Genomic DNA, 25,773 nt, shown 5'->3' with positions numbered 1-25,773 from the left:
GGTTACGCTCAGGACATGCATGCCTGGCCCGCTTCTGAGGTCCCCGCCCTGCCCGGCAAGGGCCGCGACCTCCGGATCCACGACACCGCGACCGGCGGGCGAGTGACCCTCGCCCCCGGTCCCGTCGCCCGTATCTACGTCTGCGGCATCACGCCGTACGACGCGACCCATCTGGGTCACGCGGCGACCTACAACGCGTTCGACCTCGTTCAGCGCGTGTGGCTCGACACCAAGCGGCAGGTCCACTACGTCCAGAACGTGACCGACGTCGACGATCCCCTCCTCGAACGGGCGATCCGCGACGGCATCGACTGGGTCGGCCTGGCCGAGCGCGAGACGGCCCTCTTCCGTGAGGACATGACCGCTCTGCGGATGCTGCCGCCGCGGCACTACATCGGCGCGGTCGAGGCCATACCGGGCATCGTGCCGCTCGTCGAGCGGCTGCGGGACTCCGGCGCCGCGTACGAGCTCGAGGGCGACATCTACTTCTCCGTGGAGGCCGACCCGCACTTCGGTCAGGTGTCGCGCTACGACACCGAGCTGATGCGGCACCTCTCCGCCGAGCGCGGCGGCGACCCGGACCGCCCGGGCAAGAAGAACCCGCTCGACCCGATGCTGTGGATGGCCGCCCGTGAGGGCGAGCCCAGCTGGGACGGCGGCACCCTCGGCCCCGGCCGCCCCGGCTGGCACATCGAGTGCGTCGCCATCGCCCTCGACCACCTGGGAATGGGCTTCGACGTGCAGGGCGGCGGCTCCGACCTGATCTTCCCGCACCACGAGATGGGCGCCTCCCACGCCCAGGCGCTGACCGGCGAGTTCCCCATGGCCAAGGCGTACGTCCACGCCGGCATGGTCGCCCTGCACGGCGAGAAGATGTCCAAGTCCAAGGGGAACCTCGTCTTCGTCTCCGCGCTCCGTCGCGCGGGCGTCGACCCGGCGGCCATCCGCCTGGCCCTCCTCTCGCACCACTACCGCGCCGACTGGGAGTGGACCGATCAGGTCCTCCAGGACGCGGTGGAGCGCCTCGACCGCTGGCGCGCCGCCGTCTCCCGCCCCGACGGCCCGTCCGCCGACGCGCTCGTCGAGCAGATCCGCGAGGCGCTGGCCGACGACCTCGACGCGCCGGCCGCGCTCGCCGCGGTCGACCGCTGGGCCGCGCACCAGAGTGCCGAGGGCGGTACGGACGAGTCCGCGCCCGGTCTCGTCTCGCGCGCCGTCGACGCCCTGCTCGGGGTGGCTCTGTAGCCGGCGCTCCACCGATTCCCTTTCGGACAACCGCCCCCGGACTTCTCCGCGAAGTCCGGGGGCGGTTCCTTTTGTCCTGGCTCTCTGCTCGTTTCTGCGCTAAATACGCTCCATGCAATCAATAGTGCGCATGAAAGCTGCACTCTCCGGCGCCGTGCTCGGGCTTCTCGCCGTGCTCGCGGGACCGGGCAGTGCCCAGTCCGCCGAGCCGCCGCCCACCACCGTCGGGGACGTCACCGGCTTCGCCGCCGACGGCGCCGTCCACCGTCTGACCGCCGGTCAGGCCGAGGCCCGCGTCACCTTCGTCACCGACGAGACCTTCCGCATCGAACTCGCGCCCGACGGACGGTTCACCGACCCCACCGGGCAGGACATCGTCCTGCCCCAGGGCCCGCCGCCCGCCACCCGCTGGTACGACCGCGGCGACCACTACGAGCTCACCTCCGCGAAGGTGACCCTGCGGGCCTACAAGGCCCCGCTCCGCTTCGCGGCCTTCCGCGCCGACGGCACCCCCCTGTGGTCCGAGACCAGGGGCCTGACCTGGAACCAGGACCGCACCACCCAGTCCCTGGCCCGCGGCGCCGACGAGCAGTTCTACGGCGCCGGGATGCAGAACGGCCGCGGCAACACCTCGCACCGCGGCAAGACCGTCGAGGTCGGCGTCGACTACAACTGGAACGACGGCGGGCACCCCAACTCCGTCCCGTTCTACCTCTCCTCGGCGGGCTACGGCGTCTACCGCAACACCTACGCCCCCAACACCTACGTCTTCGGCGAGCCCGTCACCACCACCGCCCGCGAACAGCGCTTCGACGCCTACTACTTCGCGGGTGAGGGCTCCGACGCCGTCAAGGACGTCATCGGCCAGTACACGAGCCTCACCGGAAAACCGTTCCTGCCGCCCGTCTACGGCCTGGAGATCGGCGATGCCGACTGCTACCTCCACAACGCCAACCGCGGCGAGCGCCACACGCTCGACGCCCTGAAGGTCGCCGACGGATACGTCCAGAACGACATGCCCAACGGCTGGATGCTCGTCAACGACGGCTACGGCTGCGGCTACGAGAACCTGGCCGAGACCGCGACCGGCCTGCAGCAGCGCAAGATGCAGCTCGGGCTGTGGACCGAGGACGGCCTCGACACACTCGCCGCCCAGGTCAAGGCCGGCCAGCGGGTCGCCAAGCTCGACGTCGCGTGGGTCGGCGCGGGCTACAAGTTCGCCCTCGACGGCTGCAAGGACGCCCACGCCGGCATCGAGGCCAACAGCGACGCCCGCGGCTTCACCTGGGCCCCCGAGAGCTGGTCCGGGGCCCAGCGCTGCGGTGTGCAGTGGTCCGGCGACCAGTCCGGCACCTGGGAGTACATCCGCTGGCAGATCCCCACCTACGCCGGCGCCTCCATGTCCGGTCTCGCCTACACCACCGGTGACGTCGACGGCATCTTCGGCGGCAGCGCCAAGACGTACACCCGCGACCTCCAGTGGAAGATGTTCCTCCCGGTCACCATGACCATGGACGGCTGGGCCGCCGACGACAAGCAGCCCTTCCGCTACGGCGAGCCGTACACCTCGATCAACCGCGACTACCTGAAGCTCCACGAGGCGCTGCTGCCCTACATCTACTCGCACGCCCACCGCGCCACCACCACCGGCGTGGGTCTCGCCCGTCCGCTGGTCCTGGAGTACCCGGACGACCCCAAGGCCGCGAGCGACGCGGCGAAGTACGAGTTCCTCAGCGGCGAGGACTTCCTCGTCGCCCCGGTCCACCAGGACGCCGTCGAGCGTGACGGCATCTACCTCCCCGAGGGCACCTGGATCGACTACTGGAGCGGACGCACCCACCAGGGGCCCGTGACCGTCGACGACTACAGCGCGCCCCTCGACACCCTGCCCCTGTTCGTACGGGCCGGGGCCACCGTCCCGATGTGGCCCGGCGGCATCCGCTCGTACGCAGACCGCACCCCGGACTCCCCGCTGGCCTGGGACATCTACCCGCAGGGCGCCTCGTCCTTCGAGCTGTACGAGGACGACGGCGTCACCCGCGCCCACCGGGCCGGCCAGTACGCCACCCAGACCGCCGAGGTCCGCGCACCGCAGCGCGGGGCGGGGGACGTGACGGTACGGATCGGGGCGAGCAAGGGCTCCTTCGCGGGCAAGTCGGCCGCCCGGCCGTACCAGTTCACGGTCCACACCGGCGACGCGCCGAGCGGGGTCACGCTCGGCGACCGCGCGCTGCCCCGCCTCACCTCCCGCGCCGCCTACGAGGCGGCGGGCCAGGGCTGGTGGTACGACCGCGACGACCGCGGGGGAGTGGTGAAGGTCAAGACGGCCGCCCAGCGCACCGACCGGGCCTTCACCCTCGCACTGGCCGACACCAGCGCGGTCGGCGGAGCCGTCCCGGGCGCCGCCGCCACCCTCGCCGTCCCGGCCGGACAGGAGCTGGGCGCCGGCGTTCCCGGCACCGTGGCCGTCGACGTCACGGCGGGTACGAAGGACGCCACCGGCGTCCAGGTCTCGCTGACGACGCCCGCCGGCTGGCAGGTCACCCCGGCCGCGCCGGTCGCGCGCATCCCGGCGGGCACCACGAAGCGGGTCGACGTCTCCGTCACCCCGGCCGAGGACGCGAAACCCGGGGAGGTCACGCTCACCGCGACCGCCCGGCACCGCTCCGCGGGCCAGGACCGCACCGCCGTCCAGCGCTTCGCCGTGGGAGTGATGCCCGAGCCGCCGACCACCGACGCGTGGGCCAGTGACCTGGTCTGGCTGAAGGCCACCAACGGCTGGGGCCCGCCCGAACGCGACCGCTCCAACGGCGAGTCGGGCGCGAGCGACGGCCGCACCCTCACCCTGGCCGGAAAGACCTACGAGAAGGGCATCGGCGCCCACGCCGATTCCGACATCGAGGTCCACCTCGGGGGCCGCTGCACCGGCTTCACCGCGGACGTCGGCATCGACGACGAGATCAACGGCTACGGGGAGGTCGCGTTCTCGGTCGAGGCCGACGGCAAGGTGCTGTGGACCTCGCCGAAGGTGACCGGCGCCTCGGCGACCGTACCCGTCGACGTCGATGTCACGGGCGCCCGCCACCTCCGCCTGCGGATCACCGACACCAACGGCTCCAAGAGCGGCGACCACGGCGACTGGGCGGCGGCCCGCTTCGCCTGTGCCTGACCGTCACGTCGAAGCGGGGACGTGATCCGGCCAATCACCGGGTCACCGGCGTGCGTTGTGATGAGGTGTGAGGGTCTTGTCGACCAGCTGTACGAAAGGACGCTCAGTTGCACCGTTCCTTCGCACGCAGAAGTCTCCTGGGAGCCGCCGCGGCAGCCGGCGCGGCGGCTCTCCTCGCCCCGCTCGGCGGGGCGGCACACGCGGCCGCCCCCGGGGGACGGTGGCCCACCCGCTTCCCCCTGCCCGCCGGCTTCCGGCCGGAGGGCATCACCATCGGCCACAGCCCCTACGCCTATTTCGGCTCGCTCGCCAACGGCGATGTGTACAGGGCGAGTCTGGCCACCGGGCAGGGCCGGATCATCTCGGCGGGACCGGGCACCGACAGCCCCACGGTCGGCCTGAAGATCGACCGCGCCGAGCGGCACCTCTTCCTCGCCGGCGGCTGGGGCCGGGCCATCCGCGTCGTCGACGCCCGCTCGGGCGCGCTCCGGAAGAACTTCACCGGACTCGGCGCCGAGAACTCGATGGTCAACGACGTGGTCCTGACCCCGGCGGCCGCCTGGTTCACGGACTCGTACCAGCCCCAGCTCTACCGGCTCGCCCTGGAACGCTCCGGCGCCCCGGCCGGCGTTCCGGTCACCGTGCCGCTGGGCGGCGACTGGGCCCAGGGCCCCGACTTCACCGCCAACGGAATCGAGCGCACCCCCGACGGCCGCGCGCTGCTCGTGGTGAACACCTTCCTCGACGGCGGCGCCCTGATGCGGATCGACCCGGACACCGGGGTCGCCCGCACCGTCGATCTCGGCGGCCTGAAGATCCCCCGCGGCGACGGCCTGCTGCTTCTCGGCCGCACGCTGTACGTCGTCCAGCAGGCGCTCAACCGGATCGACGTGGTCCGGCTGAACGACGCGGGCACCCGGGGCACCCCCGTCGCCCGGATCACGGACGACGCGTTCCGCATCCCGACCACCGCGGCCGCCTGGGGCGACCGGATCTATCTGCCCAACGCCCGGTTCGACGTGGAGCCGGCGCCGGACACCGCGTACGACGTGGTGTCGGTCCCGCGGGTGTGAGAACGCGGAAGAGGGGGGCCGCGCCGGTCCCGGCGCGGCCCCCTCTTCCGTACGCTCTACTCGCGGTCGCCCTTGCCCTCGCCCGCGTCGCTCTCTTCCGGCCCGTCCGCTGCCTCCGGTGTTCCCGGTGCTTCGGGCGCTCCGGGCGTGTCCGAGGCTTCCGGTGTCGTCGGTGTGGCCGGCTCGGAGCTCTCCGGCGCGGCTTCCGGCCCCGGCTGATCCGGCTTCGGCGGCCGGGTCCGCCCGCTGCCGGTCTCCCGGAGATACGAGGTGTCACCGCCCTCCGTCGCGAGACCGGGGCCCTGGCCGGGACCCGGCCCGCCGTCACGCCGACGCAGATACCGCTCGAACTCCCGGGCGATGGCCTCGCCCGAAGCCTCCGGCAGCTCGGCGGTGTCCCGCGCCTCCTCCAGCGTCTGGACGTACTCCGCCACTTCGCTGTCCTCGGAGGCCAGTTGGTCCACGCCCAGCTGCCAGGCCCGCGCGTCCTCGGGAAGCTCGCCCAGCGGGATCCGCAGGCCGATCAGGTCCTCCAGGCGGTTCAGCAGCGCCAGCGTCGCCTTGGGGTTGGGCGGCTGCGACACATAGTGCGGCACCGCCGCCCACAGGCTCACCGCGGGCACGCCCGCGTGCGTGCAGGCCTCCTGGAGGATGCCGACGATGCCCGTGGGGCCTTCGTAGCGCGTCTCCTCCAGATCCATCGTCCGCGCCAGGTCCGGGTCGGACGTGACCCCGCTGACCGGCACGGGCCGCGTGTGCGGGGTGTCGCCGAGCAGCGCGCCCAGGATCACCACCATCTCCACGCCCAGCTCATGGGCGAAGCCCAGGATCTCGTTGCAGAACGAGCGCCAGCGCATCGACGGCTCGATCCCGCGCACCAGCACCAGGTCGCGCGGCTTGTCGCCGCCGACCCGGACCACGGAGAGCCGGGTCGTCGGCCAGGTGATCTTCCGGACACCGTTGTCCAGCCACACGGTGGGCCGGTTGACCTGGAAGTCGTAGTAGTCCTCGGCGTCGAGCGCCGCGAACACCTCGCCCTTCCATTCCCGGTCCAGATGGGCGACCGCGGTGGAGGCGGCGTCGCCGGCGTCGTTCCAGCCCTCGAACGCGGCCACCATGACCGGGTCGATCAGCTCGGGAACCCCCTCGAGCTCGATCACCCAGTGCCTCCTTTTTCGAAGTTCCTGTCGTACGGACCAACCTTACGGCTTCCCGACGGCCCGTCCGCAGCCCTCGGACCCGCCGGAAACCGTTCTCGGCCTTGATCGACTACCCAGGAACTCCCCTCGGCATCCCGCGAGTGAGGGGGCGGTCTCCACGGAGACCGCCCCCTCACCCGTCGAACGGCCGAGCGGCCTCGTGCGGCCTAGCGGCCGAGCATGTCCTCGACCTTGCCGCGGATCTCGTCCGTCGCCAGACCGCGGATCGTCAGGGTCGTACGGCGACGCAGCACGTCGTCCGCCGTCTCGGCCCACTCGTGGTCACGGGCGTAGGCGACCTGCGCCCAGATCTCCGGGGCGTCCGGGTGGATGCGCTGGCCCAGTTCCGGGTTCTCGTTCGCGATCCGAGCGATGTCGAAGGAGAGCGAACCGTAGTGCGTCGCCAGGTGCTTGGCGGTGTCGGCGGCCATCCGAGGGCCGGGCGCCGGACCGTCGACGAGCAGCCGGTGCGCGACCGCGTTCGGGTTGGCGATACCGGGCAGCGGCAGCCGCTTCGGCAGCGTCGACACCGACTCGTAGTCCTCCCCGAGCGGGTGGCCCGGCAGGGACTCCAGCTTCTTCATCACCGTACGGCCGATGTGGCGGAAGGTCGTCCACTTGCCGCCGGCCACCGACAGCATGCCGCCGCGGCCCTCGGTGACGACCGTCTCCCGCTTGGCCTTGGAGGTGTCGCCGGGGCCGCCCGGCAGCACCCGCAGACCCGCGAAGGCGTACGTGATCAGGTCGCGTGACAGCTGCTGGTCGCGTATGGAGAAGGCGGCTTCGTCCAGGATCTGGGCGGTGTCCTTCTCCGTGACCTCGACCTGGCCGGGGTCGCCCTCGTACTCCTCGTCGGTCGTACCGAGCAGCAGCATGTCCTCCCAGGGGAGGGCGAAGGTGATGCGGTACTTGTCGATCGGGGTGGCCAGCGCGGCCTTCCACGGCGAGGTCCGCTTGAGGACCAGGTGCGCGCCCTTGGACAGGCGGATGGAGGGGGCCGCGTTCGGGTCCTCCATCTTCCGCAGGTGATCGACCCACGGGCCGGTCGCGTTCAGCACCAGACGGGCGGTGACGCCGAACTCGTCGCCGCTCGTACGGTCCTTCAGCTCCGCGCCCGTGACCCGGCCGCGGGTGAAGCGCAGCCCGGTGACCTCGGCGTGGTTGAGGACGACGGCACCGGCGTCGACCGCGGCGCGGACCGTCATCAGCGCCATCCGCGCGTCGTTCATCTGGTCGTCGCCGTACACGGCCACGGCCTTGAGGTTGTCCGTGCGCAGCTCCGGCACGTCCTGCGCGGCCTTCGCCGGGCTGAGCAGGTGTCCGACCCCGTCACCGAAGGCGGACAGGGCGGAGTACGCGAAGACACCGGCGCCGAGCTTCGCCGCGCCGTGCGGGCCGCCCTTGTAGACGGGCAGGTAGAAGGTGAGGGGGTTGGCGAGGTGCGGCGCCACCTGACGGGAGACCGCACGTCGCTCGAAGTGGTTCTCCGCCACGAGCTTCACGGCGCCGGTCTGCAGGTAGCGCAGACCGCCGTGGAGGAGCTTGGAGGAGGCGGAGGAGGTGGCGCCGGCGAAGTCGCCGGCATCCACCAGGGCCACCCGCAGGCCCGACTGCGCGGCGTGCCAGGCGGTGGAGATGCCCAGGATGCCGCCGCCGATCACCAGGAGGTCGTACGTCGCCTTGGAAAGCTGCTCCCGGGTCTCGGCGCGGCTCGGCAGGGAACCGGCAGCCGGGCGCGTCCCCAGGGCAGGGACGCTCTGCAGGGTGGTCATGTCGAATTACTCCTCGTCAGATCCGTCTTCGAGCCAGCCCATGGAGCGCTCAACGGCCTTCAGCCAGCTCTTGTACTCGCGGTCACGCTTCTCGGCGTCCATGCGAGGGGTCCATTCCGCCGCGCGGCGCCAGTTGGCCCGCAGGGCGTCGGTGTCCGGCCAGAAGCCGACGGCCAGGCCGGCGGCGTAGGCGGCACCGAGGCAGGTGGTCTCGGCGACCATCGGGCGCACGACCGGCGCGTCGAGGAAGTCCGAGAGCGTCTGCATCAGCAGGTTGTTGGAGGTCATGCCGCCGTCGACCTTGAGCGCGGTCAGCTCGACGCCGGAGTCCTTGGTCATGGCGTCGGTGATCTCGCGGGTCTGCCAGGCGGTGGCCTCCAGGACGGCACGGGCGATGTGCGCCTTGGTGACGTACCGGGTGAGGCCGGCGATCACACCGCGGGCGTCGGAGCGCCAGTACGGGGCGAACAGTCCGGAGAAGGCCGGCACGAAGTAGGCGCCGCCGTTGTCCTCGACCGAGGACGCGAGGGTCTCGATCTCGGCGGCGGACTTGATCAGACCCATCTGGTCGCGCATCCACTGCACCAGCGAACCGGTGACGGCGATCGAGCCCTCCAGCGCGTAGACCGGCTTCTCGTCGCCGATCTGGTAGCCGACCGTGGTCAGCAGGCCGCTGTAGGAGTTGATGATCTTGTCACCGGTGTTCATCAGCATGAAGGTGCCGGTGCCGTACGTGGACTTGGCCTCGCCCTCGGCGAAACAGGTCTGACCGAACAGGGCGGCCTGCTGGTCGCCCAGCGCGGAGGCGACGGGGACGCCGTCCAGGACGCCGCCCTTGACGGTGCCGTACACCTCGGCGGAGGAGCGGATCTCCGGCAGGACGGCCGCCGGGACCTCCATCGAGTCCAGGATCCGCTCGTCCCACTGCATGGTGTGGAGGTTCATCAGCATGGTGCGGGAGGCGTTGGTGACGTCGGTGACGTGGTGACCGCCGTTCACACCACCCGTCAGGTTCCAGATGACCCAGGAGTCCATGGTGCCGAAGAGGATGTCGCCGCGCTCGGCCCGCTCGCGCAGCCCCTCGACGTTGTCGAGCAGCCAGCGGACCTTCGGGCCGGCGAAGTACGAGGCGAGGGGGAGACCGGTCTCGCGGCGGAAGCGGTCCTGGCCGACGTTGCGGCCGAGCTCCTTGCAGAGGGTGTCGGTGCGGGTGTCCTGCCAGACGAGGGCGTTGTGGACGGGCTCACCGGTGTTCTTGTCCCAGAGGAGGGTGGTCTCGCGCTGGTTGGTGATGCCGATGGCCTTCACGTCGGCGGAGGTGATGCCCGCCTTGTGGATGGCGCCCGCCACGACTTCCTGGACGTTGGTCCAGATCTCGGCGGCGTCGTGCTCGACCCAGCCCGGCTTCGGGAAGATCTGCTCGTGCTCCTTCTGGTCGACCGAGACGATCCGGCCGTCCGTGTCGAAGACGATGCAGCGGGACGACGTGGTGCCCTGGTCGATGGCGGCGATGAACGGGCCGGCGGTGTGTGCGTCGGTCACGGTGTGCTCCAAGGAGGTCTGGGTGGAAGGACGGCTCAGGCGAACGCGAGGTTGTAGATACCCGCGGCGAGTGCGCCACCGATCAGCGGACCGGCGACCGGGATCCAGGCGTAGCTCCAGTCGGAGCCGCCCTTGTTCGGCAGCGGGAGCAGGGCGTGCACGATGCGCGGGCCGAGGTCCCGGGCCGGGTTGATCGCGTAACCGGTCGGGCCACCGAGCGAGAGGCCGATGGAGACCACGACGAACGCGGTGATCAGGGCGCCGAGGACGCCGAGACCCTTGCCGCTGTCGTTGAGACCCTGAGTGAGCACCGCGAGGACCAGCACGACCGTGCCGATGATCTCGGTGGCGAGGTTCTGCCAGACGTTCCGGACCTCGGGTCCGGTGGAGAAGACGCCGAGCACCGGGCCGGCCTTGGGCGCGGCCTTCTGGTCGACCATGCCCTCCTCGTGCGGCGGAGCGGAGAGGATCTCCGGGTCCGTGAGGTGGGCCTGGAACTGTCCGTAGTACGCGACCCAGACCAGGAACGCGCCGAGCATGGCGCCGAGCATCTGACCGGCGAAGTACACCGGTACGTTGCTCCAGTCCCCGTCCTTGATCGCGATGCCGACCGTGACGGCGGGGTTCAGGTGGGCGCCCGAGAGGGTACCCGTCATGTACACGGCGGTCATGACGGCGAAGCCCCAGCCGAACGTGATGGCGAGCCATCCGGCGTTCTGGGCCTTCGAGCGCTTGAGCACCACGGCGGCGACGACGCCGCCGCCGAGCAGAATGAGTACGGCGGTACCAATGATCTCGCCGATGAAGATGTCGGAGCTGGACACCCGCGACTCCTTTGTCCTTCGTCCAGGGGAAGGCGAACCCCGGGTCCCTCCGGTGGTCCGCGCCCTCGTATGAGGGCGTTGCCGGCCCTTGGCAGTGCCACACTCTAGCGCGTATTGCCGGTAGGTGTTCGGCAATGCCGACCGATGAACGGAAGTTTTGCCCCAGGGTCAACAGCGCGTCAAGGGTTCGGTGGCTGATTGCGTCGCGCATGCCCCGATCGTTACCGACCGGTTCTGCGTACGCGACCGCAGACGCGCCACGACCCGGCCGCCATGGGGCGGCCGGGTCGTGGTCAGGGGTTCCGGCAGGGCCTAGGAATGGGCCCGGGGAAGGTCTCGGACGGACCCTAGAAGCGGCCCGCGCCGAGATCGCGGGAGACGGCCCGGGCGCAGTCCCGTACCGCCGCCACCAGCTCCGATCGCAGCTCCCCGGAGTCGCAGACCCGCTCCACCGCGCCCGTGATCGCCACCGCGCCCACCGGCATCCTGCGCCGGTCGTGGATCGGGGCGGCCACCGAGGCCACCCCTTCCCAGGTCTCCTCCACGTCCGCGGCCCAGCCCCGGGCGCGGGTCATGTCGAGCAGGGTCTCGAACTCCGCCAGATCGGTGGTCGTACGGGGCGTGAAGCCCTCGCGCGGAACCTCCAGGGCCTCGCTGTGGGCCACCGGGTCGTAGGCCACCAGCACCTTGCCCAGCGCGGTGGAGTGCAGCGGCTGCATGGCCCCCACCTCCAGGACCTGCCGGCTGTCGTCCGGCCGGAAGACGTGGTGCACGATCAGGACGCCCTGCTGGTGCAGCACCCCCAGGTGGACGCTCTCGCCGCTGGAGCGCGCCAGGTCGTCCGTCCAGACCAGCGCCCGCGCCCGCAGCTCGTGCACGTCCAGATAGCTGTTGCCCAGGCGCAGCAGCTCCGCGCCCAGCTGGTAGCGGCCCGAGGCGGCCTCCTGCTCGACGAAGCCCTCGGCCTGCAGGGTGCGCAGGATGCCGTGGGCCGTGCCCTTGGCCAGGCCCAGCGACGAGGCGATGTCGGACAGGCCGAGCCGGCGCTCGCCGCCCGCGAGCAGTCGCAGCATCGCCGCCGCCCGTTCAAGCGACTGGATGTTCTTCGCCATCGCCCGGCCCTTCTCCCTGTCCCCGATCCCGGCGGTCCCACGATCCCGGCGGTCCCGTGATCTTACGGACAGGATCCCGCGGATCATGCTGTTCGACAATGCTGAACACTATCGGTCGATGCCGACCACTCTTTACCCTCACAGTGTCGGACACGATCGGGCCCGACCGGGAGACCCCGGACACAGGATGCCGTCCGGCCCGTGGGACGCCATGTCCACCCCGGCACGCTCACGGTTACGCTGGGCCCCGTGCACCCTCCTCCGAGAGTGCAAAGCCGACAGCCGTCGCATCCCAGGGAGCTCATCCATGGCCTCGTCGCCAACCCCTTCCGCCGACAGCCGGACCCGCGCCGCAGCCCTCCGCGAGGCACTCGCGACCCGAGTGGTGGTGGCCGACGGCGCCATGGGCACCATGCTCCAGGCGCAGGACCCCACCCTCGAGGACTTCGAGAACCTCGAGGGCTGCAACGAGATCCTGAACGTGACCCGGCCGGACATCGTCCGCTCCGTGCACCAGGAGTACTTCGCGGCGGGCGTGGACTGCGTCGAGACCAACACCTTCGGCGCGAACTTCGCCGCCCTCGGCGAGTACGACATCCCGGAGCGCGTGTACGAGCTCTCCGAGTCCGGCGCCCGGATCGCCCGCGAGGTCGCCGACGAGTTCACCGCCTCCACCGGACAGCAGCGCTGGGTCCTCGGCTCCATGGGCCCCGGCACCAAGCTGCCGACGCTCGGCCACGCCGCGTACACCACCCTGCGCGACGCCTACCAGCAGAACGCCGAGGGCATGCTCGCCGGCGGTGCCGACGCGCTCCTCGTGGAGACCACCCAGGACCTGCTGCAGACGAAGGCCTCCGTCATCGGCGCCCGGCGCGCCCTGGACGCCCTCGGCGTCGATGTGCCGCTGATCTGTTCCGTCACCGTCGAGACGACCGGCACCATGCTGCTCGGCTCCGAGATCGGCGCCGCGCTGACCGCGCTCGAGCCCCTCGGCATCGACATGATCGGCCTGAACTGCGCCACCGGCCCCGCCGAGATGAGCGAGCACCTGCGCTACCTCGCCCGGCACTCCCGCATCCCGCTCTCCTGCATGCCCAACGCCGGCCTCCCCGTCCTCGGCAAGAACGGCGCGCACTACCCCCTGACCCCCGTCGAGCTGGCAGACGCCCAGGAGACCTTCGTCCGCGAGTACGGCCTCTCCCTGATCGGCGGCTGCTGCGGCACGACCCCGGAGCACCTGCGCCAGGTCGTCGAGCGGGTCCGCGACCTCACTCCTCCCGCCCGCGAGCCGCACCCCGAGCCCGGCGCCGCCTCGCTCTACCAGACGGTCCCGTTCCGCCAGGACACCTCGTACATGGCGATCGGCGAGCGGACGAACGCCAACGGTTCGAAGAAGTTCCGCGAGGCCATGCTGGAAGGCCGCTGGGACGACTGTGTGGAAATGGCCCGCGACCAGATCCGCGAGGGCGCGCACATGCTCGACCTGTGCGTCGACTACGTGGGCCGCGACGGCGTCGCGGACATGGCGGAGCTGGCCGGCCGCTTCGCCACCGCCTCCACCCTGCCGATCGTCCTCGACTCCACCGAGGTCGAGGTCATCAGGGCCGGTCTGGAGAAGCTCGGTGGCCGCGCCGTCATCAACTCGGTCAACTACGAGGACGGCGACGGACCCGACTCCCGCTTCGCCAAGGTCACCCGGCTCGCCCAGGAGCACGGCGCCGCGCTGATCGCCCTGACGATCGACGAGGAGGGCCAGGCCCGCACCGTCGAGACCAAGGTCGCCATCGCCGAGCGGCTCATCGACGACCTGACCGGCAACTGGGGCATCCACGAGTCGGACATCCTGATCGACACCCTCACCTTCACGATCTGCACCGGGCAGGAGGAGTCCCGCAAGGACGGCATCGCCACCATCGAGGCCATCCGCGAACTCAAGCGGCGCCACCCGGACGTCCAGACGACGCTGGGTCTGTCCAACATCTCCTTCGGCCTCAACCCGGCCGCCCGGATCCTGCTCAACTCCGTCTTCCTCGACGAGTGCGTGAAGGCCGGACTCGACTCGGCGATCGTGCACGCCTCCAAGATCCTGCCGATCGCCCGCTTCGACGAGGAGCAGGTCAACACCGCCCTGGACCTCATCTACGACCGGCGCTCCGAGGGCTACGACCCGCTGCAGAAGCTGATGGCCCTCTTCGAGGGCGCCACCACGAAGTCGATGAAGGCCGGCAAGACCGAGGAACTGCTCGCCCTGCCGCTGGAGGAGCGCCTCAAGCGGCGCATCATCGACGGCGAGAAGAACGGCCTGGAGGCCGACCTCGACGAGGCCCTGCGGGACCGCCCGGCCCTCGACATCGTCAACGAGACGCTGCTCGACGGCATGAAGGTCGTCGGCGAGCTCTTCGGCTCCGGCCAGATGCAGCTGCCGTTCGTGCTCCAGTCGGCCGAGGTCATGAAGACGGCGGTCGCCCACCTGGAGCCGCACATGGAGAAGGTCGAGGGCGCCGAGGGCAAGGGCACGATCGTCCTCGCGACCGTGCGGGGCGATGTCCACGACATCGGCAAGAACCTCGTCGACATCATCCTCTCCAACAACGGCTACAACGTCGTCAACCTCGGCATCAAGCAGCCGGTCTCCGCGATCCTCGAGGCCGCGGAGGAGCACCGCGCCGACGTCATCGGCATGTCCGGCCTGCTGGTCAAGTCCACGGTGATCATGAAGGAGAACCTGGAGGAGCTGAACCAGCGCGGCCTGGCCGCCGACTTCCCCGTCATCCTCGGCGGCGCGGCCCTCACCCGGGCCTACGTCGAGCAGGATCTCCACGAGATCTACCAGGGCGAGGTCCGCTACGCCCGCGACGCCTTCGAGGGCCTGCGCCTCATGGACGCCCTCATCGCCGTCAAGCGCGGCGTCCCCGGAGCGTCGCTCCCCGAGCTCAAGCAGCGCCGGGTCGCCCCGCGCGCCTCGGCGCACACGGTCGAGGAGCCCGAGGAGGGCGGTCGCTCCGACGTGGCCACCGACAACCCGGTGCCCACCCCGCCGTTCTGGGGCACCCGCGTCGTCAAGGGCATCCAGCTCAAGGAGTACGCCTCCTGGCTCGACGAGGGCGCCCTGTTCAAGGGCCAGTGGGGCCTCAAGCAGAACCGGACCGGCGACGGGCCGTCGTACGAGGAGCTGGTGGAGACCGAGGGACGTCCCCGGCTGCGCGGCTGGCTGGAGCGTCTCCACACGGAGAACCTGCTGGAGGCGGCCGTCGTCCACGGCTACTTCCCCTGCGTCTCCAAGGGCGACGACCTGATCATCCTCGACGAGCAGGGCAACGAGCGGACCCGCTTCACCTTCCCGCGCCAGCGCCGCGGCCGCCGTCTGTGCCTCGCGGACTTCTTCCGTCCCGAGGAGTCCGGCGAGACCGACGTGGTCGGCCTGCAGGTCGTCACCGTCGGCTCCCGGATCGGCGAGGCCACCGCCAAGCTCTTCGAGTCCGACTCGTACCGCGACTACCTCGAACTGCACGGACTCTCCGTCCAGCTGGCCGAGGCCCTCGCCGAGTACTGGCACGCGCGCGTGCGCGCCGAGCTGGGCTTCGCGGGCGAGGACCCGGCCGACGTCGAGGACATGTTCGCGCTCAAGTACCGCGGCGCGCGTTTCTCCCTCGGCTACGGTGCCTGCCCGGACCTGGAGGACCGGGCGAAGATCGCCGAGCTGCTGCGGCCCGAGCGGATCGGTGTCCAGCTCTCGGAGGAGTTCCAGCTCCACCCCGAGCAGTCCACCGACGCGATCGTCATCCACCACCCCGAGGCGAAGTACTTCAACGCGCGCTGAGGCCGTCCGAGGGCGTCGGCGCACTCCTCGGCGGCACCCCGCCCGGGCGCGCCTCCGGCACCCCGCCCGGGCGCGCCTCCGGCACCCCGCCCGGGCGCGCCTCCGGCACCCCGCGACGGCCGCCCGGACGCGCCACCGACGGCCGTCGAGGCGTATATCCCTGCGTTTCCGGTGATCGGGACGTACACTTGTCGGTCCAGTGCAGGCCGGTCACCCTCCCCGTACCGGGGAGGGAGGCCGGCCTTCTCGTCCCTCCATGGAGGTGTGCCGGATGACCAGTACGGTCCCCGCGTCCTTGTTCCGTGCCAGCGAGAGCTCCGCCCTGCAAGCGGTCTTCCTCGACATGGACGGCACCCTCGTCGACACCGAGGGCTTCTGGTGGGACGCGGAGGTCGAGGTCTTCGCCGACCTGGGGCACCGGCTGGACGAGGGCTGGCGCGACATCGTCGTCGGCGGTCCCATGACCCGCAGCGCCGGCTACCTCATCGAGGCCACCGGCGCCGACATCACGCTCGCCGAGCTCACCGTCCTGCTCAACGAGAAGTTCGAGCGGCGCATCGACCGGGGCGTGCCCCTGATGCCCGGCGCCGAGCGGCTGCTGGCCGAACTGGCCCACCACAACATCCCCACCGCCCTGGTCTCCGCCTCCCACCGGCGGATCATCGACCGGGTCCTCGCCTCCCTGGGGCGCGACCGCTTCACCCTCACCGTGGCCGGCGACGAGGTGATCCGTACCAAGCCGGACCCCGAGCCGTATCTGGCCGCCGCGAGCGGGGTGGGCGCCGATCCGGCGCTCTGTGCCGTCATCGAGGACACGGCGACGGGCGTGGCCGCCGCCGAGGCCGCCGGCTGCCGGGTGGTCGCCGTGCCGTCCGTCGCGCCGATCGCGCCCTCCGCCGGCCGGGTCGTGGTCCGCTCCCTGGAGGACGTCGACGTCCCCTTCCTGCGCACGCTCATCGCGGCGCCGCGATGAGCGCTTCGCGATGAGGGGTTCGCCCTGAGGGGCCTCGCCTTGAGGGCCTCACGATGAGAGCCTCGCGATGATGTTGAGCTTTTCCTGAGCTTTCCGTCAGCGGTTTCCGTCCGCCGGCGGCCTGCTTTTCTCGGGCCATTCCCGTGGAATGCGCCACCGGAGACGCAGGGCGTCCGCTCGTGCCTTTTCCGTGACGGCGCCTTCGAAATGAACCGGCCATCCGCCGGGCAGGCGTGTACGTGACCTTGGTCACCCAGCGTGCCGACCGGCGGGTGGCCGCCCTGCGCCCTGTGTCCGGAACGCGGTGATTCGGCCCTCCCCGTGTGTCCCGATTCGCGTACTCCCTGGTGAATCATGCCTCCGCATGACTATCGAGCTGCCCGTATTCATGATCACTATGCGCAGCCGCTTCCGGCCGCCCGCGGTCCGGGCGACGCGGCCCGGCGCACTAATCTTTCGCGAGTACTTCGCCGCAATCCGCGTACACCGACGATCACCCAAGTCGCCGTGAACACAGGACCGATCGCATACCTTCCCGGCCCGATCCCCGCCCCGACCGGGCGCAGCGGCGGAGTGTCCGCCATCGCTGTATCCCAGTGCCGGATGAGGAGAACGTCCAGGATGAACCGCAAGACCTTGGCCCTGCCGGCCGTCGCCGGTCTGCTCGCCCCGCTGCTCGTCGCCTGCGGCGGCTCGGACGAGAACAGAGCCATCGTCGTCGGCACCACGGACCAGTTCCTCGCCACCGCCGAGGCCCCCGCGCCCCTCGACCCGGCCTTCGCCTACGACACGGGCGCCTGGAACATCCTGCGGCAGACCGTACAGACCCTGATGCACGTGCCGCGCGGCGGCGGGGAGCCCGTCCCCGAGGCCGCGGAGAGCTGCCTCTTCAGTGACCGCGCCAGCGAGAGCTACCGCTGCACCCTGCGCGAGGGACTCACCTTCGCCGACGGCACCCCCCTGACCGCCGAAGACGTGAAGTTCTCCGTCGAACGCGTGCTGGCCATCAAGTCCGACAACGGCACGGCCGCCCTCCTCGCCAACATCGACACCGTCGAGACCAACGGCGAGCGAGACATCGTCTTCCACCTGAAGACTCCCGACGCGACGTTCCCGTACAAGCTCTCCACCCCGGTCGCCGGCATCCTCAGCAAGAACAAGTACGGCGCCAAGGAGCTCCGCGCGGGCTTCGACATCGACGGCTCCGGGCCGTACACCATGAAGACCGAACGCCAGGGCGAGAAGATCGTCAAGGCGGTCTTCACCAGGAACCCGAAGTACAAGGGCGACATCACCCTGCGCAACGACAAGGTCGAACTGCGCTCCTTCCCGGACGCGGACACGATGGGCGAGGCCCTCGAGAACCGCGAGATCGACATGATGACCCGCTCCATGTCGCTCGACCAGGTCAAGGAACTCACCGAGAAGCCCAAGGAGGGCATCGACCTCACCGAGGTCCCCGGCCTGGAGATCCGCTACCTCGCCTTCAACACCGCCGACCCCTCCGTCAAGGACAAGGCCGTCCGGCAGGCGATGGCCGCCGTCGTCGACCGCGGCGCGCTCATCAACGGGGTCTACGGCACGACCGCCCAGCCGCTCTACTCGCTGATCCCCTCCAGCGTCACGGGCCACTCCACCGCCTTCTTCGACAACTACGGAGAGCCCAGCACCGCCAAGGCGGCCGGCATCCTCGCCAAGGCCGGCATCGCGAAGCCGGTCGCGATCACCCTCCACTACACCTCCGACCACTACGGCACCGGCACGAAGAAGGAGTTCGAGGCGCTGCGCGACCAGCTCAACGCCACCGGACTCTTCGACGTGACCGTCCAGGGCTCCGAGTGGTCCACCTTCCGGCCCGCGCAGAAGCGCGGCGACTACCCCGTCTACGGCCTCGGCTGGTTCCCCGACTTCCCCGACCCGGACAACTACGTCGCCCCCTTCCTCGACGCCGACAACTTCCTCAACACCCCCTACGTCAACAAGTCCGTCCGCGACCGGTTGATCCCGCAGTCGCGCCGCTCGGCCGACCGCACCGCCGCGAGCCCCGTCTTCGGACAGATCCAGGAGATCGTCGCCAAGGACGTACCCGTCCTGCCGCTCTGGCAGGGCAAGCAGTACGTCGCCGCGCGCGACGACCTGACCGGCGTCGAATGGGCGCTGAACACCTCCTCGGACCTGCTCCTCTGGGAGCTCGGCCGCGGCACCGCCTGACCCCGCAACCAGCTCGGTAACACCGGCCGCGCACCGGCGCGCGCCGGTCTGGCAAGAGATCAAGAGGCACGTTCTGTGAAGCACAACAAGTGGCTGACGGCCCCCCTCGCCGCGGGGCTGTCCGCCGCCCTGCTCAGTGGCTGTGGCACGGAGCAGGGCGACGGCGCCGCGAGCTCCGGTGACAACATCCGCGTCGGCATGTCCGACGAGGTGCTGGCCACCGACCCGGCCGCCGGCTACGACCCCGGCTCCTGGCTGCTGTTCAACAACGTCTTCCAGTCCCTGCTCAGCTTCCCCAAGGGCACCACCGAGCCCCAGCCGGAAGCGGCCGACAAGTGCCAGTTCGAAGGGGGCAGCAAGGTCTACCGCTGCACCCTCCGCGAGGGCCTGAAGTTCTCCAACGGCAACCCGCTGACCTCGAAGGACGTCAAGTTCTCCTTCGACCGCGCGCTGAAGATCGACGACCCGGCCGGCCCGGCGCCGCTGCTGTCCACGATCAAGTCCGTCGAGACGCCCGACGACCTCACCGTCGTCTTCCGGCTCAAGACCCCCGACGCCACCTTCCCCAGCAAGATCGCCTCCGGCGCCGGCTCGATCGTCGACCACCGCGAGTACCCCGAGGACGCGCTGCGCACCGACGGCAAGGCCGTCGGCTCCGGCCCGTACAAGCTGGAGTCCATCAGCGACACCCAGGCCGTCTTCTCGGTCAACGCCGACTACCGGGGCAGCGCCGAGCCGAAGAACAGCGGCGTCACCCTCAAGCTCTACGGCGGCGACCGCGCGGCCCTCTCCAAGGCCATCGCCGACAACGACATCGACGTCGCCTACCGTGGTCTGTCCGCCGACGACATCGCCGCCCTCGAGGCGTCCGCCGGCGCGTCCGACCAGGGCGTCGAGGTCATCCCGGGCACCAGCGCCGAGGTCCAGCACCTCGTCTTCAACGTCAAGGACCCCGTGGTCGGCAAGCTCGGCGTCCGCCAGGCCATCGCCCACCTGGTCGACCGCGAGGCGCTCGTCCAGAACGTCTACAAGTCGACCGCCACCCCGCTGTACTCGATCGTCCCGGCCGGCATCGCGGGCCACAACACCGCCTTCTTCGACACCTACGGCAGCCCCGACGCGGCCAAGGCCAAGAAGGCGCTGCGCAAGGCCGGCATCACCGACAAGGTGAAGCTCACCCTCTGGTCCACGCCGAGCCGCTACGGCCCCGCCACCGACCAGGAGTTCAAGGCGATAGCCGAACAGTTGAACAAGAGCGGCCTGTTCGAGGCCACGGTGCGGTCCGTCGAGTTCGAGCAGTACGAGAAGGACATCGCCGCCGGCAAGTACGGCGTGTACGTCAAGGGATGGGTCCCCGACTACCCCGACGCCGACAACTTCACCGCGCCGTTCTTCGGCCCGGGCAACGTCCTCGGCAACAACTACGACAACGCCACCATCACCGGCAGCCTCCTCCCGAAGACCTCGGCCGCCGCCGACCGTGCCGCCACCGACCAGGACTTCGGCAGGCTCCAGGACCTGGTCGCCGAGGAACTGCCCCTCCTCCCGCTCTGGCAGGGCAAGCAGTACGCCGTCGCCCGTGACGGCATCACCGGCCTCGAGTGGACCCTGGACGCCTCGACCGTCTTCCGTTTCTGGGAGATCAAGAAGGGCTGACGGTCACACCGGTCATCCGTACGGACAAGGGGCCCGGCGCGCGTGTCGCGCACCGGGCCCCTTTCCGTGTCCCACGGTTCCGTACGTCTCGCTGGTCGCCCGCGGCGCTTCCGTAGGACTCGCTCCGCCGGCTACTGCCCGCCCGGGCGCACCAGACCGCTCTCGTACGCGTACACCGCCGCCTGCACCCGGTCACGCAGCCTCAGCTTGGTCAGCACATGCCCCACGTGCGTCTTCACCGTCGTCTCGCTGACGAACAGATCCGCCGCGATCTCCGCGTTGGACAGACCGCGCGCCACCAGCTTCAGCACCTCGACCTCACGCTCCGTCAGCGTGTTCAGCGTGTCCGGCACCTGCTCGTCGCCCGACGGCAGATGCGCCGAGTACTTGTCGAGCAGTCGCCGCGTGATCGACGGAGCCAGCATCGCCTCACCGGCCGCGACCACCCGGATCGCCTGCACCAGCTCATTGGCCGGCGCGTCCTTCAGGAGGAACCCGCTCGCCCCCGCGCGCAGCGCCTCCACCACGTACTCGTCCAGATCGAACGTCGTCAGCACCAGCACCTTCGCCGGACCGTCCCGTCCCGGACCAGTGATCTGACGCGTCGCCTCGACCCCGTCCATCCGCGGCATCCGGATGTCCATCAGCACCACGTCCGGCTGCAACGCCCGGACCTGGTCCAGAGCCTGCAGGCCGTCCCCGGCCTCACCGACGACCGCGATGTCCTGCTCCGCCTCCAGAATCATCCGGAAACCGGTACGCAGCAGCGGCTGGTCGTCGACCAACAGGACGCGGATTGCCACGGAAACTCCTTCACTGCGCGGGCGGGACCGGCCCCATTCTGCCCTGCCCCGAATCGCCCGACTCGGGCGGGCGCGCGGAAACGATCTCCCGCCGGATCTCCAGCGGATACACCGGGGGAGTCCCCCCGAACTCCGGGCACACCGCCTGGTGGTCGCACCAGCCGCACAGCTTCGTCGGACGCGGCCGCCACTCGCCCGTCTCCGTCGCCTGCCGGATCGCCTCCCACAGGGCGAGCAGCTTCCGCTCCACCCGCAGCAGATCCGTCTCCACCGGGTCGTACGTCAGCACATCGCCGCTGCCCAGGTACACCAGCTGCAGCCGGCGCGGCACCACCCGCTTCAGCCGCCAGATCACCAGCGCGTAGAACTTCATCTGGAAGAGCGCGCCCTCGCTGTACTCCGGCCGGGGCGCCTTGCCCGTCTTGTAGTCGACGATCCGCACCTCGCCCGTCGGCGCCACGTCGATCCGGTCGATCACCCCGCGCAGCCGCAGCCCCGAGTCCAGCTCCGTCTCCACGAACAGCTCACGCTCCGCCGGCTCCAGCCGCGTCGGATCCTCCAGCGTGAACCACCGCTCCACCAGCTGCTCCGCCTCGCCCAGCCAGCGCGCCAGACGCTCACCCTCGGCGTCCTCGGCGAACAGCTCGCCCAGCTCCGGCTTCGTCTCGAGCAGCCGGTCCCACTGCCCCGGAATCATCGCCTTCGCCCGGGGCGCCGTGCGGTCCACCGCCGGGTCGTCGAAGAGCCGCTCCAGCACCGCGTGGACCAGCGTGCCCCGCGTCGCCGCCTCGCTCGGCTTCTCCGGCAGCCTGTCGATCACCCGGAACCGGTACAGCAGGGGACACTGCATGAAGTCGCTCGCCCGCGAGGGCGACAACGACATGGGTGTCCGGGCCCCGGAGGGCGGCTGCTCGCTCGTACTCATGACTCAGACCCTACGACCCGCCACCGACAGCGAGCCGAATACCATCGACGGCAGACCACGTCACGCTGCATGATCGAAGAGTGACGCACGACGGGGGTCGCGCGGAAGGCTACGAGAGGAACCCGTGAACCAGGACGACGAGCGCGGCGAGAAGAAGCGGCCCCGGTCCGGCGAAGGGGAACCGCCGGCCACCGCCGACTCCCGCACCCGGCGGAGCGAGGAACCCGGCGGAGGGATCCTCATGGGCCGCCCCTTCGGCGTGCCCGTCTACGTCGCACCCAGCTGGTTCCTCGTCGCGGCCCTCATCACCTGGGTCTTCGGCGACCAGATCGAACGCGTCCTGCCCGAGCTCGGCGCCGCCCGCTACCTGGTCTCCCTCTTCTTCGCCATCGCCTTCTACGCCTCGGTCCTCGTCCACGAGCTGGCCCACACCATCGCCGCACTCCGCTTCAAGCTGCCCGTGCGCCGGATCCAGCTCCAGTTCTTCGGCGGGGTCTCCGAGATCGAGAAGGAGACCGAGACCCCCGGCCGCGAATTCGTCCTCGCCTTCGTCGGCCCGCTGCTCTCCCTGGTCCTCGCCGGTGTCTTCTATCTCACCCTGTACGCCGTCGAGCCGGGCACCGTCCCCGGTGTCCTCCTCGCCGGCCTGATGATCTCCAACCTGATCGTCGCGGTCTTCAATCTGCTGCCCGGGCTCCCGCTCGACGGCGGCCGCATGCTCCGCGCCGTCGTGTGGAAGATCACCGGCAAGCCCATGGCCGGCACCGTCGCCGCCGCCTGGGTCGGCCGGGCCCTCGCCGTGGCCGTCCTCGTCGGCCTCCCCCTCCTCACCCGCACCGGCCTCCTCGGGAACTCCACCGACGACATCAGCGGCATGGACACCGTCACGGACGCCCTGCTCGCCGCGATCCTCGCCGCCATCATCTGGACCGGCGCCGGCAACAGCCTGCGCATGGCCCGGCTGCGCGAACACCTCCCCGAGCTCCAGGCCCGTGCCCTCACCCGGCGCGCCATCCCCGTCGAGCCCGCCACCCCGCTCTCCGAGGCCCTGCGCCGCGCCAACGAGGCGGGAGCCCGCGCCCTGGTCGTCGTCGACGGCAGCGGCAACCCCACCGGCCTCGTCCGGGAGAGCGCCATCGCCGGCGTCCCCCAGCACCGCCGCCCCTGGGTCGCCGTCAGCACCCTCACCCAGGACCTCAGCGAGGGCATGAAGGTCCCCGCCGAACTCGCCGGACAGCCCCTCCTCGACCACCTCCGCGCCAGTCCCGCGACCGAATACCTCGTCGTCGAGGAGACCGGGGAGATCTACGGAGTCCTCTCCACCAACGACGTGGAGCGCGCCTTCGTCAAGGCCATGGCAAGACCCTCCGCGTAACCCCGGTACTCTGGTCACATGTCCGAACCGACCGGTGCCGCCCGCCGTCGCGGGCCCTTCAAGGTCGGGGACCAGGTCCAGCTCACCGACCCCAAGGGACGCCACTACACGTTCACGCTCGAGGCCGGGAAGAATTTCCACACCCACAAGGGTTCCTTCCCCCACGACGAGCTGATCGGTGCTCCCGAGGGCAGTGTTGTCCGTACCACGGGAAACGTCGCCTACCTCGCGCTGCGCCCCCTGCTCCCCGACTACGTCCTGTCCATGCCCCGCGGCGCCGCCGTGGTCTACCCGAAGGACGCGGGTCAGATCCTGGCCTTCGCCGACATCTTCCCCGGCGCCCGCGTCGTGGAGGCCGGGGTGGGCTCGGGCTCGCTCAGCAGCTTCCTCCTGCGCGCCATCGGCGACAGCGGAATGCTGCACTCCTACGAGCGCCGCGAGGACTTCGCCGAGATCGCCAAGGGCAACGTCGAACGCTATTTCGGTGGCCCGCACCCCGCCTGGCAGCTCACCGTCGGCGACCTCCAGGACAACCTGTCCGACACCGACGTCGACCGCGTCATCCTGGACATGCTGGCCCCGTGGGAGTGCCTCGAGGCCGTCTCCAAGGCCCTCGTCCCCGGCGGCATCCTCTGCTGCTACGTGGCGACGACCACCCAGCTCGCGCGCACCGTGGAGTCCATCCGCGAGTTCGGCTGCTACGCCGAACCGCAGCCCTGGGAGTCCATGATCCGCAACTGGCACGTGGAAGGCCTGGCCGTCCGCCCGGACCACCGGATGATCGGCCACACCGGCTTCCTCGTCACCGCCCGCCGCCTCGCGGACGGCGTCGAGCCCCCCATGCGCCGCCGCCGCCCCGCCAAGGGCGCGTACGGCGAGGACTACGAAGGCCCCAACAAGGGCTGACGCCCCGACAACGAACGCGTGCCGCCGTCGAGTTCCCGCCCAGGAGCGGGGAACTCGACGGCGGCACCTTCACGTTCGGCCTCTTCGCGGACAGCCCGCACCCCGACTGTTCCACCCCTCTGTGACGTGTGGCACGATGCCCGCAACTCCTTCCGCACCACGTTCACAGGAGACATCCCGCGTGCAGCCCCCCGCCGTCCCGGACCTCGCGCACACCCACGCCCGGCCGGTGCACTGGCTGGCCACCGCGACCGCCATGGCCGCCGTCGTGGCCGCCGCCGGGCTGCTGCAGCCCGGCCCCGCCACCGCGACCGTCACCACCGCCGCGGGCAGCACGGCGACCGCCCCGCGGCCGGCCCCCGACGCCACGTCGGCCGACTACCCCCTGGACTGCGGGGGAGCCCCGTTCAAGATCGCGCAGCGGGCCGGCGGGGACCTCGACGGCGACGGAAACCCCGAAACCGTCGCAGTCGTACACTGCGAAGCCGGCTCGGGAACGCCTCCCCACGGCGTCTACGTCCTGACCCACGCCAAGACGGGCCCGGACCCGCGCGTGGTCGCGACCCTCGTCGAGCCCTCCGAGCAGAAGAACGTCACCGGCCTCGCCGTACGCGACGGGGCGGTCACCGCCACCCTGCTCGGCTACTCGTCCCCCAACGTACCCAGTTGCTGCCCCGACGAGCAGGAACGGGTCAGCTGGCGCTGGAGGGGCGGAGCCTTCGTCCGGGCCGCCCCGGCCGACGCGCGGAGCGTCTGAGGTGTCACTCGGCGTCAGGGCCGTAGACCTCGACCCTGTCCGAAACACGGCGGACGTGGATGCAGTCGCCCGGGCACTCCTTCGCCGAGTCCACCACGTCCCGCAGCAACGGCAGCGGCACCGGCGTCGTCGCCCCGGCCTCCTGCAGCAGCTCGTCGTCCGCGCTCTTCACATACGCGAGCCCGTCGATGTCCAGCTCGAAGACCTCTGGGGCGTACTGCACGCAGATCCCGTCACCGGTGCAGAGGTCCTGGTCGATCCAGACCTCCAGCGCGTCGCCGGTGTCCGTCGTCGGGACCTCGTGCTGCACGGTCATGTCTCCTGCCGTTCCTGAGCGTCGAAAAAGATCGTTCTTCTAAGTCCGGTCAAGCCTGACGGGTGTTGACCACCGACGACGATACAACCGCCTGC

18 protein-coding genes are annotated in these 25,773 nt (G+C 70.6%); 10 read left to right on the top strand and 8 right to left on the bottom strand.

What is annotated here, in order from left to right:
- The first annotated feature begins 15 nt into the window (after positions 1 to 15).
- The 3 genes from mshC to ACZ4VW_RS30515 all read left to right on the top strand — a co-directional run bounded on the left by mshC (position 16) and on the right by ACZ4VW_RS30515 (position 5,487).
- The gene (mshC, locus tag ACZ4VW_RS30525) at positions 16 to 1,245 is read left to right on the top strand and encodes a cysteine--1-D-myo-inosityl 2-amino-2-deoxy-alpha-D-glucopyranoside ligase (RefSeq protein ID WP_467968019.1); all 1,230 of its coding nucleotides are present in this window, start codon (positions 16 to 18) and stop codon (positions 1,243 to 1,245) included.
- Between the two features lie 130 nt (positions 1,246 to 1,375).
- Complete coding sequence (locus ACZ4VW_RS30520) at positions 1,376 to 4,414, top strand: NPCBM/NEW2 domain-containing protein (protein WP_467968017.1); 3,039 nt, start codon at positions 1,376 to 1,378, stop codon at positions 4,412 to 4,414.
- A gap of 107 nt (positions 4,415 to 4,521) precedes the next feature.
- Complete coding sequence (locus ACZ4VW_RS30515; protein WP_467968015.1) at positions 4,522 to 5,487, top strand: SMP-30/gluconolactonase/LRE family protein; 966 nt, start codon at positions 4,522 to 4,524, stop codon at positions 5,485 to 5,487.
- Between the two features lie 56 nt (positions 5,488 to 5,543).
- Here ACZ4VW_RS30515 and ACZ4VW_RS30510 read toward each other — a convergent pair whose 3' ends face one another.
- The 5 genes from ACZ4VW_RS30510 to ACZ4VW_RS30490 all read right to left on the bottom strand — a co-directional run bounded on the left by ACZ4VW_RS30510 (position 5,544) and on the right by ACZ4VW_RS30490 (position 11,936).
- A complete protein-coding gene (locus tag ACZ4VW_RS30510) occupies positions 5,544 to 6,647 on the bottom strand; it encodes a PAC2 family protein (protein ID WP_467968013.1) in 1,104 nt (367 codons plus the stop codon).
- 206 nt (positions 6,648 to 6,853) lie between these two features.
- Entirely contained in the window at positions 6,854 to 8,458 is a 1,605-nt protein-coding gene (locus tag ACZ4VW_RS30505) for a glycerol-3-phosphate dehydrogenase/oxidase (protein WP_467968011.1), read from the bottom strand.
- 6 nt (positions 8,459 to 8,464) lie between these two features.
- Entirely contained in the window at positions 8,465 to 10,000 is a 1,536-nt protein-coding gene (gene glpK, locus ACZ4VW_RS30500; RefSeq protein WP_467968008.1) for a glycerol kinase GlpK, read from the bottom strand.
- Between the two features lie 35 nt (positions 10,001 to 10,035).
- On the bottom strand, positions 10,036 to 10,824 hold the full coding sequence (locus ACZ4VW_RS30495; RefSeq protein WP_467968006.1) for an MIP/aquaporin family protein: 789 nt from the start codon (positions 10,822 to 10,824) through the stop codon (positions 10,036 to 10,038).
- A gap of 347 nt (positions 10,825 to 11,171) precedes the next feature.
- Positions 11,172 to 11,936 carry an IclR family transcriptional regulator gene (locus ACZ4VW_RS30490; RefSeq protein WP_467968004.1) on the bottom strand — a complete coding sequence of 255 codons (765 nt, stop codon included), beginning with the start codon at positions 11,934 to 11,936 and terminating at the stop codon, positions 11,172 to 11,174.
- Between the two features lie 307 nt (positions 11,937 to 12,243).
- On the opposite strand from ACZ4VW_RS30490, the gene metH reads away from it, so the two are divergent.
- The 4 genes from metH (at position 12,244) to ACZ4VW_RS30470 (ending at position 20,596) form a co-directional block, all read left to right on the top strand.
- Positions 12,244 to 15,756, top strand: a complete 3,513-nt coding sequence (metH, locus tag ACZ4VW_RS30485) for a methionine synthase (RefSeq protein WP_467968002.1) — start codon at positions 12,244 to 12,246, stop codon at positions 15,754 to 15,756.
- 271 nt (positions 15,757 to 16,027) lie between these two features.
- Positions 16,028 to 16,729, top strand: a complete 702-nt coding sequence (locus tag ACZ4VW_RS30480; RefSeq protein ID WP_467967999.1) for an HAD family hydrolase — start codon at positions 16,028 to 16,030, stop codon at positions 16,727 to 16,729.
- A gap of 621 nt (positions 16,730 to 17,350) precedes the next feature.
- The gene (locus ACZ4VW_RS30475; protein ID WP_467967997.1) at positions 17,351 to 18,940 is read left to right on the top strand and encodes an ABC transporter substrate-binding protein; all 1,590 of its coding nucleotides are present in this window, start codon (positions 17,351 to 17,353) and stop codon (positions 18,938 to 18,940) included.
- Between the two features lie 75 nt (positions 18,941 to 19,015).
- On the top strand, positions 19,016 to 20,596 hold the full coding sequence (locus ACZ4VW_RS30470) for an ABC transporter substrate-binding protein (protein WP_467967996.1): 1,581 nt from the start codon (positions 19,016 to 19,018) through the stop codon (positions 20,594 to 20,596).
- A 131-nt stretch (positions 20,597 to 20,727) separates the two neighbouring features.
- On the opposite strand, the gene ACZ4VW_RS30465 is transcribed toward ACZ4VW_RS30470, so the two are convergent.
- Positions 20,728 to 21,399, bottom strand: coding sequence for a response regulator (locus ACZ4VW_RS30465; RefSeq protein ID WP_467967994.1), 672 nt, complete (start codon positions 21,397 to 21,399; stop codon positions 20,728 to 20,730).
- A gap of 10 nt (positions 21,400 to 21,409) precedes the next feature.
- Entirely contained in the window at positions 21,410 to 22,324 is a 915-nt protein-coding gene (locus ACZ4VW_RS30460) for a RecB family exonuclease (protein WP_467967992.1), read from the bottom strand.
- Between the two features lie 124 nt (positions 22,325 to 22,448).
- Here ACZ4VW_RS30460 and ACZ4VW_RS30455 point away from each other — a divergent pair, with 124 nt between their 5' ends.
- The 3 genes from ACZ4VW_RS30455 (at position 22,449) to ACZ4VW_RS30445 (ending at position 25,362) form a co-directional block, all read left to right on the top strand.
- The gene (locus tag ACZ4VW_RS30455; RefSeq protein WP_467967990.1) at positions 22,449 to 23,699 is read left to right on the top strand and encodes a site-2 protease family protein; all 1,251 of its coding nucleotides are present in this window, start codon (positions 22,449 to 22,451) and stop codon (positions 23,697 to 23,699) included.
- Between the two features lie 18 nt (positions 23,700 to 23,717).
- Entirely contained in the window at positions 23,718 to 24,605 is an 888-nt protein-coding gene (locus tag ACZ4VW_RS30450) for a tRNA (adenine-N1)-methyltransferase (protein WP_019884997.1), read from the top strand.
- A gap of 181 nt (positions 24,606 to 24,786) precedes the next feature.
- Complete coding sequence (locus tag ACZ4VW_RS30445) at positions 24,787 to 25,362, top strand: hypothetical protein (RefSeq protein WP_467967988.1); 576 nt, start codon at positions 24,787 to 24,789, stop codon at positions 25,360 to 25,362.
- A gap of 4 nt (positions 25,363 to 25,366) precedes the next feature.
- On the opposite strand, the gene ACZ4VW_RS30440 is transcribed toward ACZ4VW_RS30445, so the two are convergent.
- Complete coding sequence (locus tag ACZ4VW_RS30440; RefSeq protein WP_467967985.1) at positions 25,367 to 25,678, bottom strand: ferredoxin; 312 nt, start codon at positions 25,676 to 25,678, stop codon at positions 25,367 to 25,369.
- Positions 25,679 to 25,773: the final 95 nt, after the last annotated feature.

Source organism: Streptomyces sp. NPDC029139 (genome assembly GCF_055564335.1).
This window is presented reverse-complemented; position numbering and strand designations above follow the sequence as displayed.

What these genes read in the sequence shown, in the direction of transcription:
- ACZ4VW_RS30520 (WP_467968017.1), top strand. Translation starts at nt 1,376, where the DNA reads ATGAAAGCTGCACTCTCCGGCGCCGTGCTCGGGCTTCTCGCCGTGCTC.
- metH (WP_467968002.1), top strand. Translation starts at nt 12,244, where the DNA reads ATGGCCTCGTCGCCAACCCCTTCCGCCGACAGCCGGACCCGCGCCGCA.
- mshC (WP_467968019.1), top strand. Translation starts at nt 16, where the DNA reads ATGCATGCCTGGCCCGCTTCTGAGGTCCCCGCCCTGCCCGGCAAGGGC.
- ACZ4VW_RS30490 (WP_467968004.1), bottom strand. Translation starts at nt 11,936, where the DNA reads ATGGCGAAGAACATCCAGTCGCTTGAACGGGCGGCGGCGATGCTGCGA.
- ACZ4VW_RS30505 (WP_467968011.1), bottom strand. Translation starts at nt 8,458, where the DNA reads ATGACCACCCTGCAGAGCGTCCCTGCCCTGGGGACGCGCCCGGCTGCC.
- ACZ4VW_RS30440 (WP_467967985.1), bottom strand. Translation starts at nt 25,678, where the DNA reads ATGACCGTGCAGCACGAGGTCCCGACGACGGACACCGGCGACGCGCTG.
- ACZ4VW_RS30450 (WP_019884997.1), top strand. Translation starts at nt 23,718, where the DNA reads ATGTCCGAACCGACCGGTGCCGCCCGCCGTCGCGGGCCCTTCAAGGTC.
- ACZ4VW_RS30460 (WP_467967992.1), bottom strand. Translation starts at nt 22,324, where the DNA reads ATGAGTACGAGCGAGCAGCCGCCCTCCGGGGCCCGGACACCCATGTCG.
- ACZ4VW_RS30475 (WP_467967997.1), top strand. Translation starts at nt 17,351, where the DNA reads ATGAACCGCAAGACCTTGGCCCTGCCGGCCGTCGCCGGTCTGCTCGCC.
- ACZ4VW_RS30480 (WP_467967999.1), top strand. Translation starts at nt 16,028, where the DNA reads ATGACCAGTACGGTCCCCGCGTCCTTGTTCCGTGCCAGCGAGAGCTCC.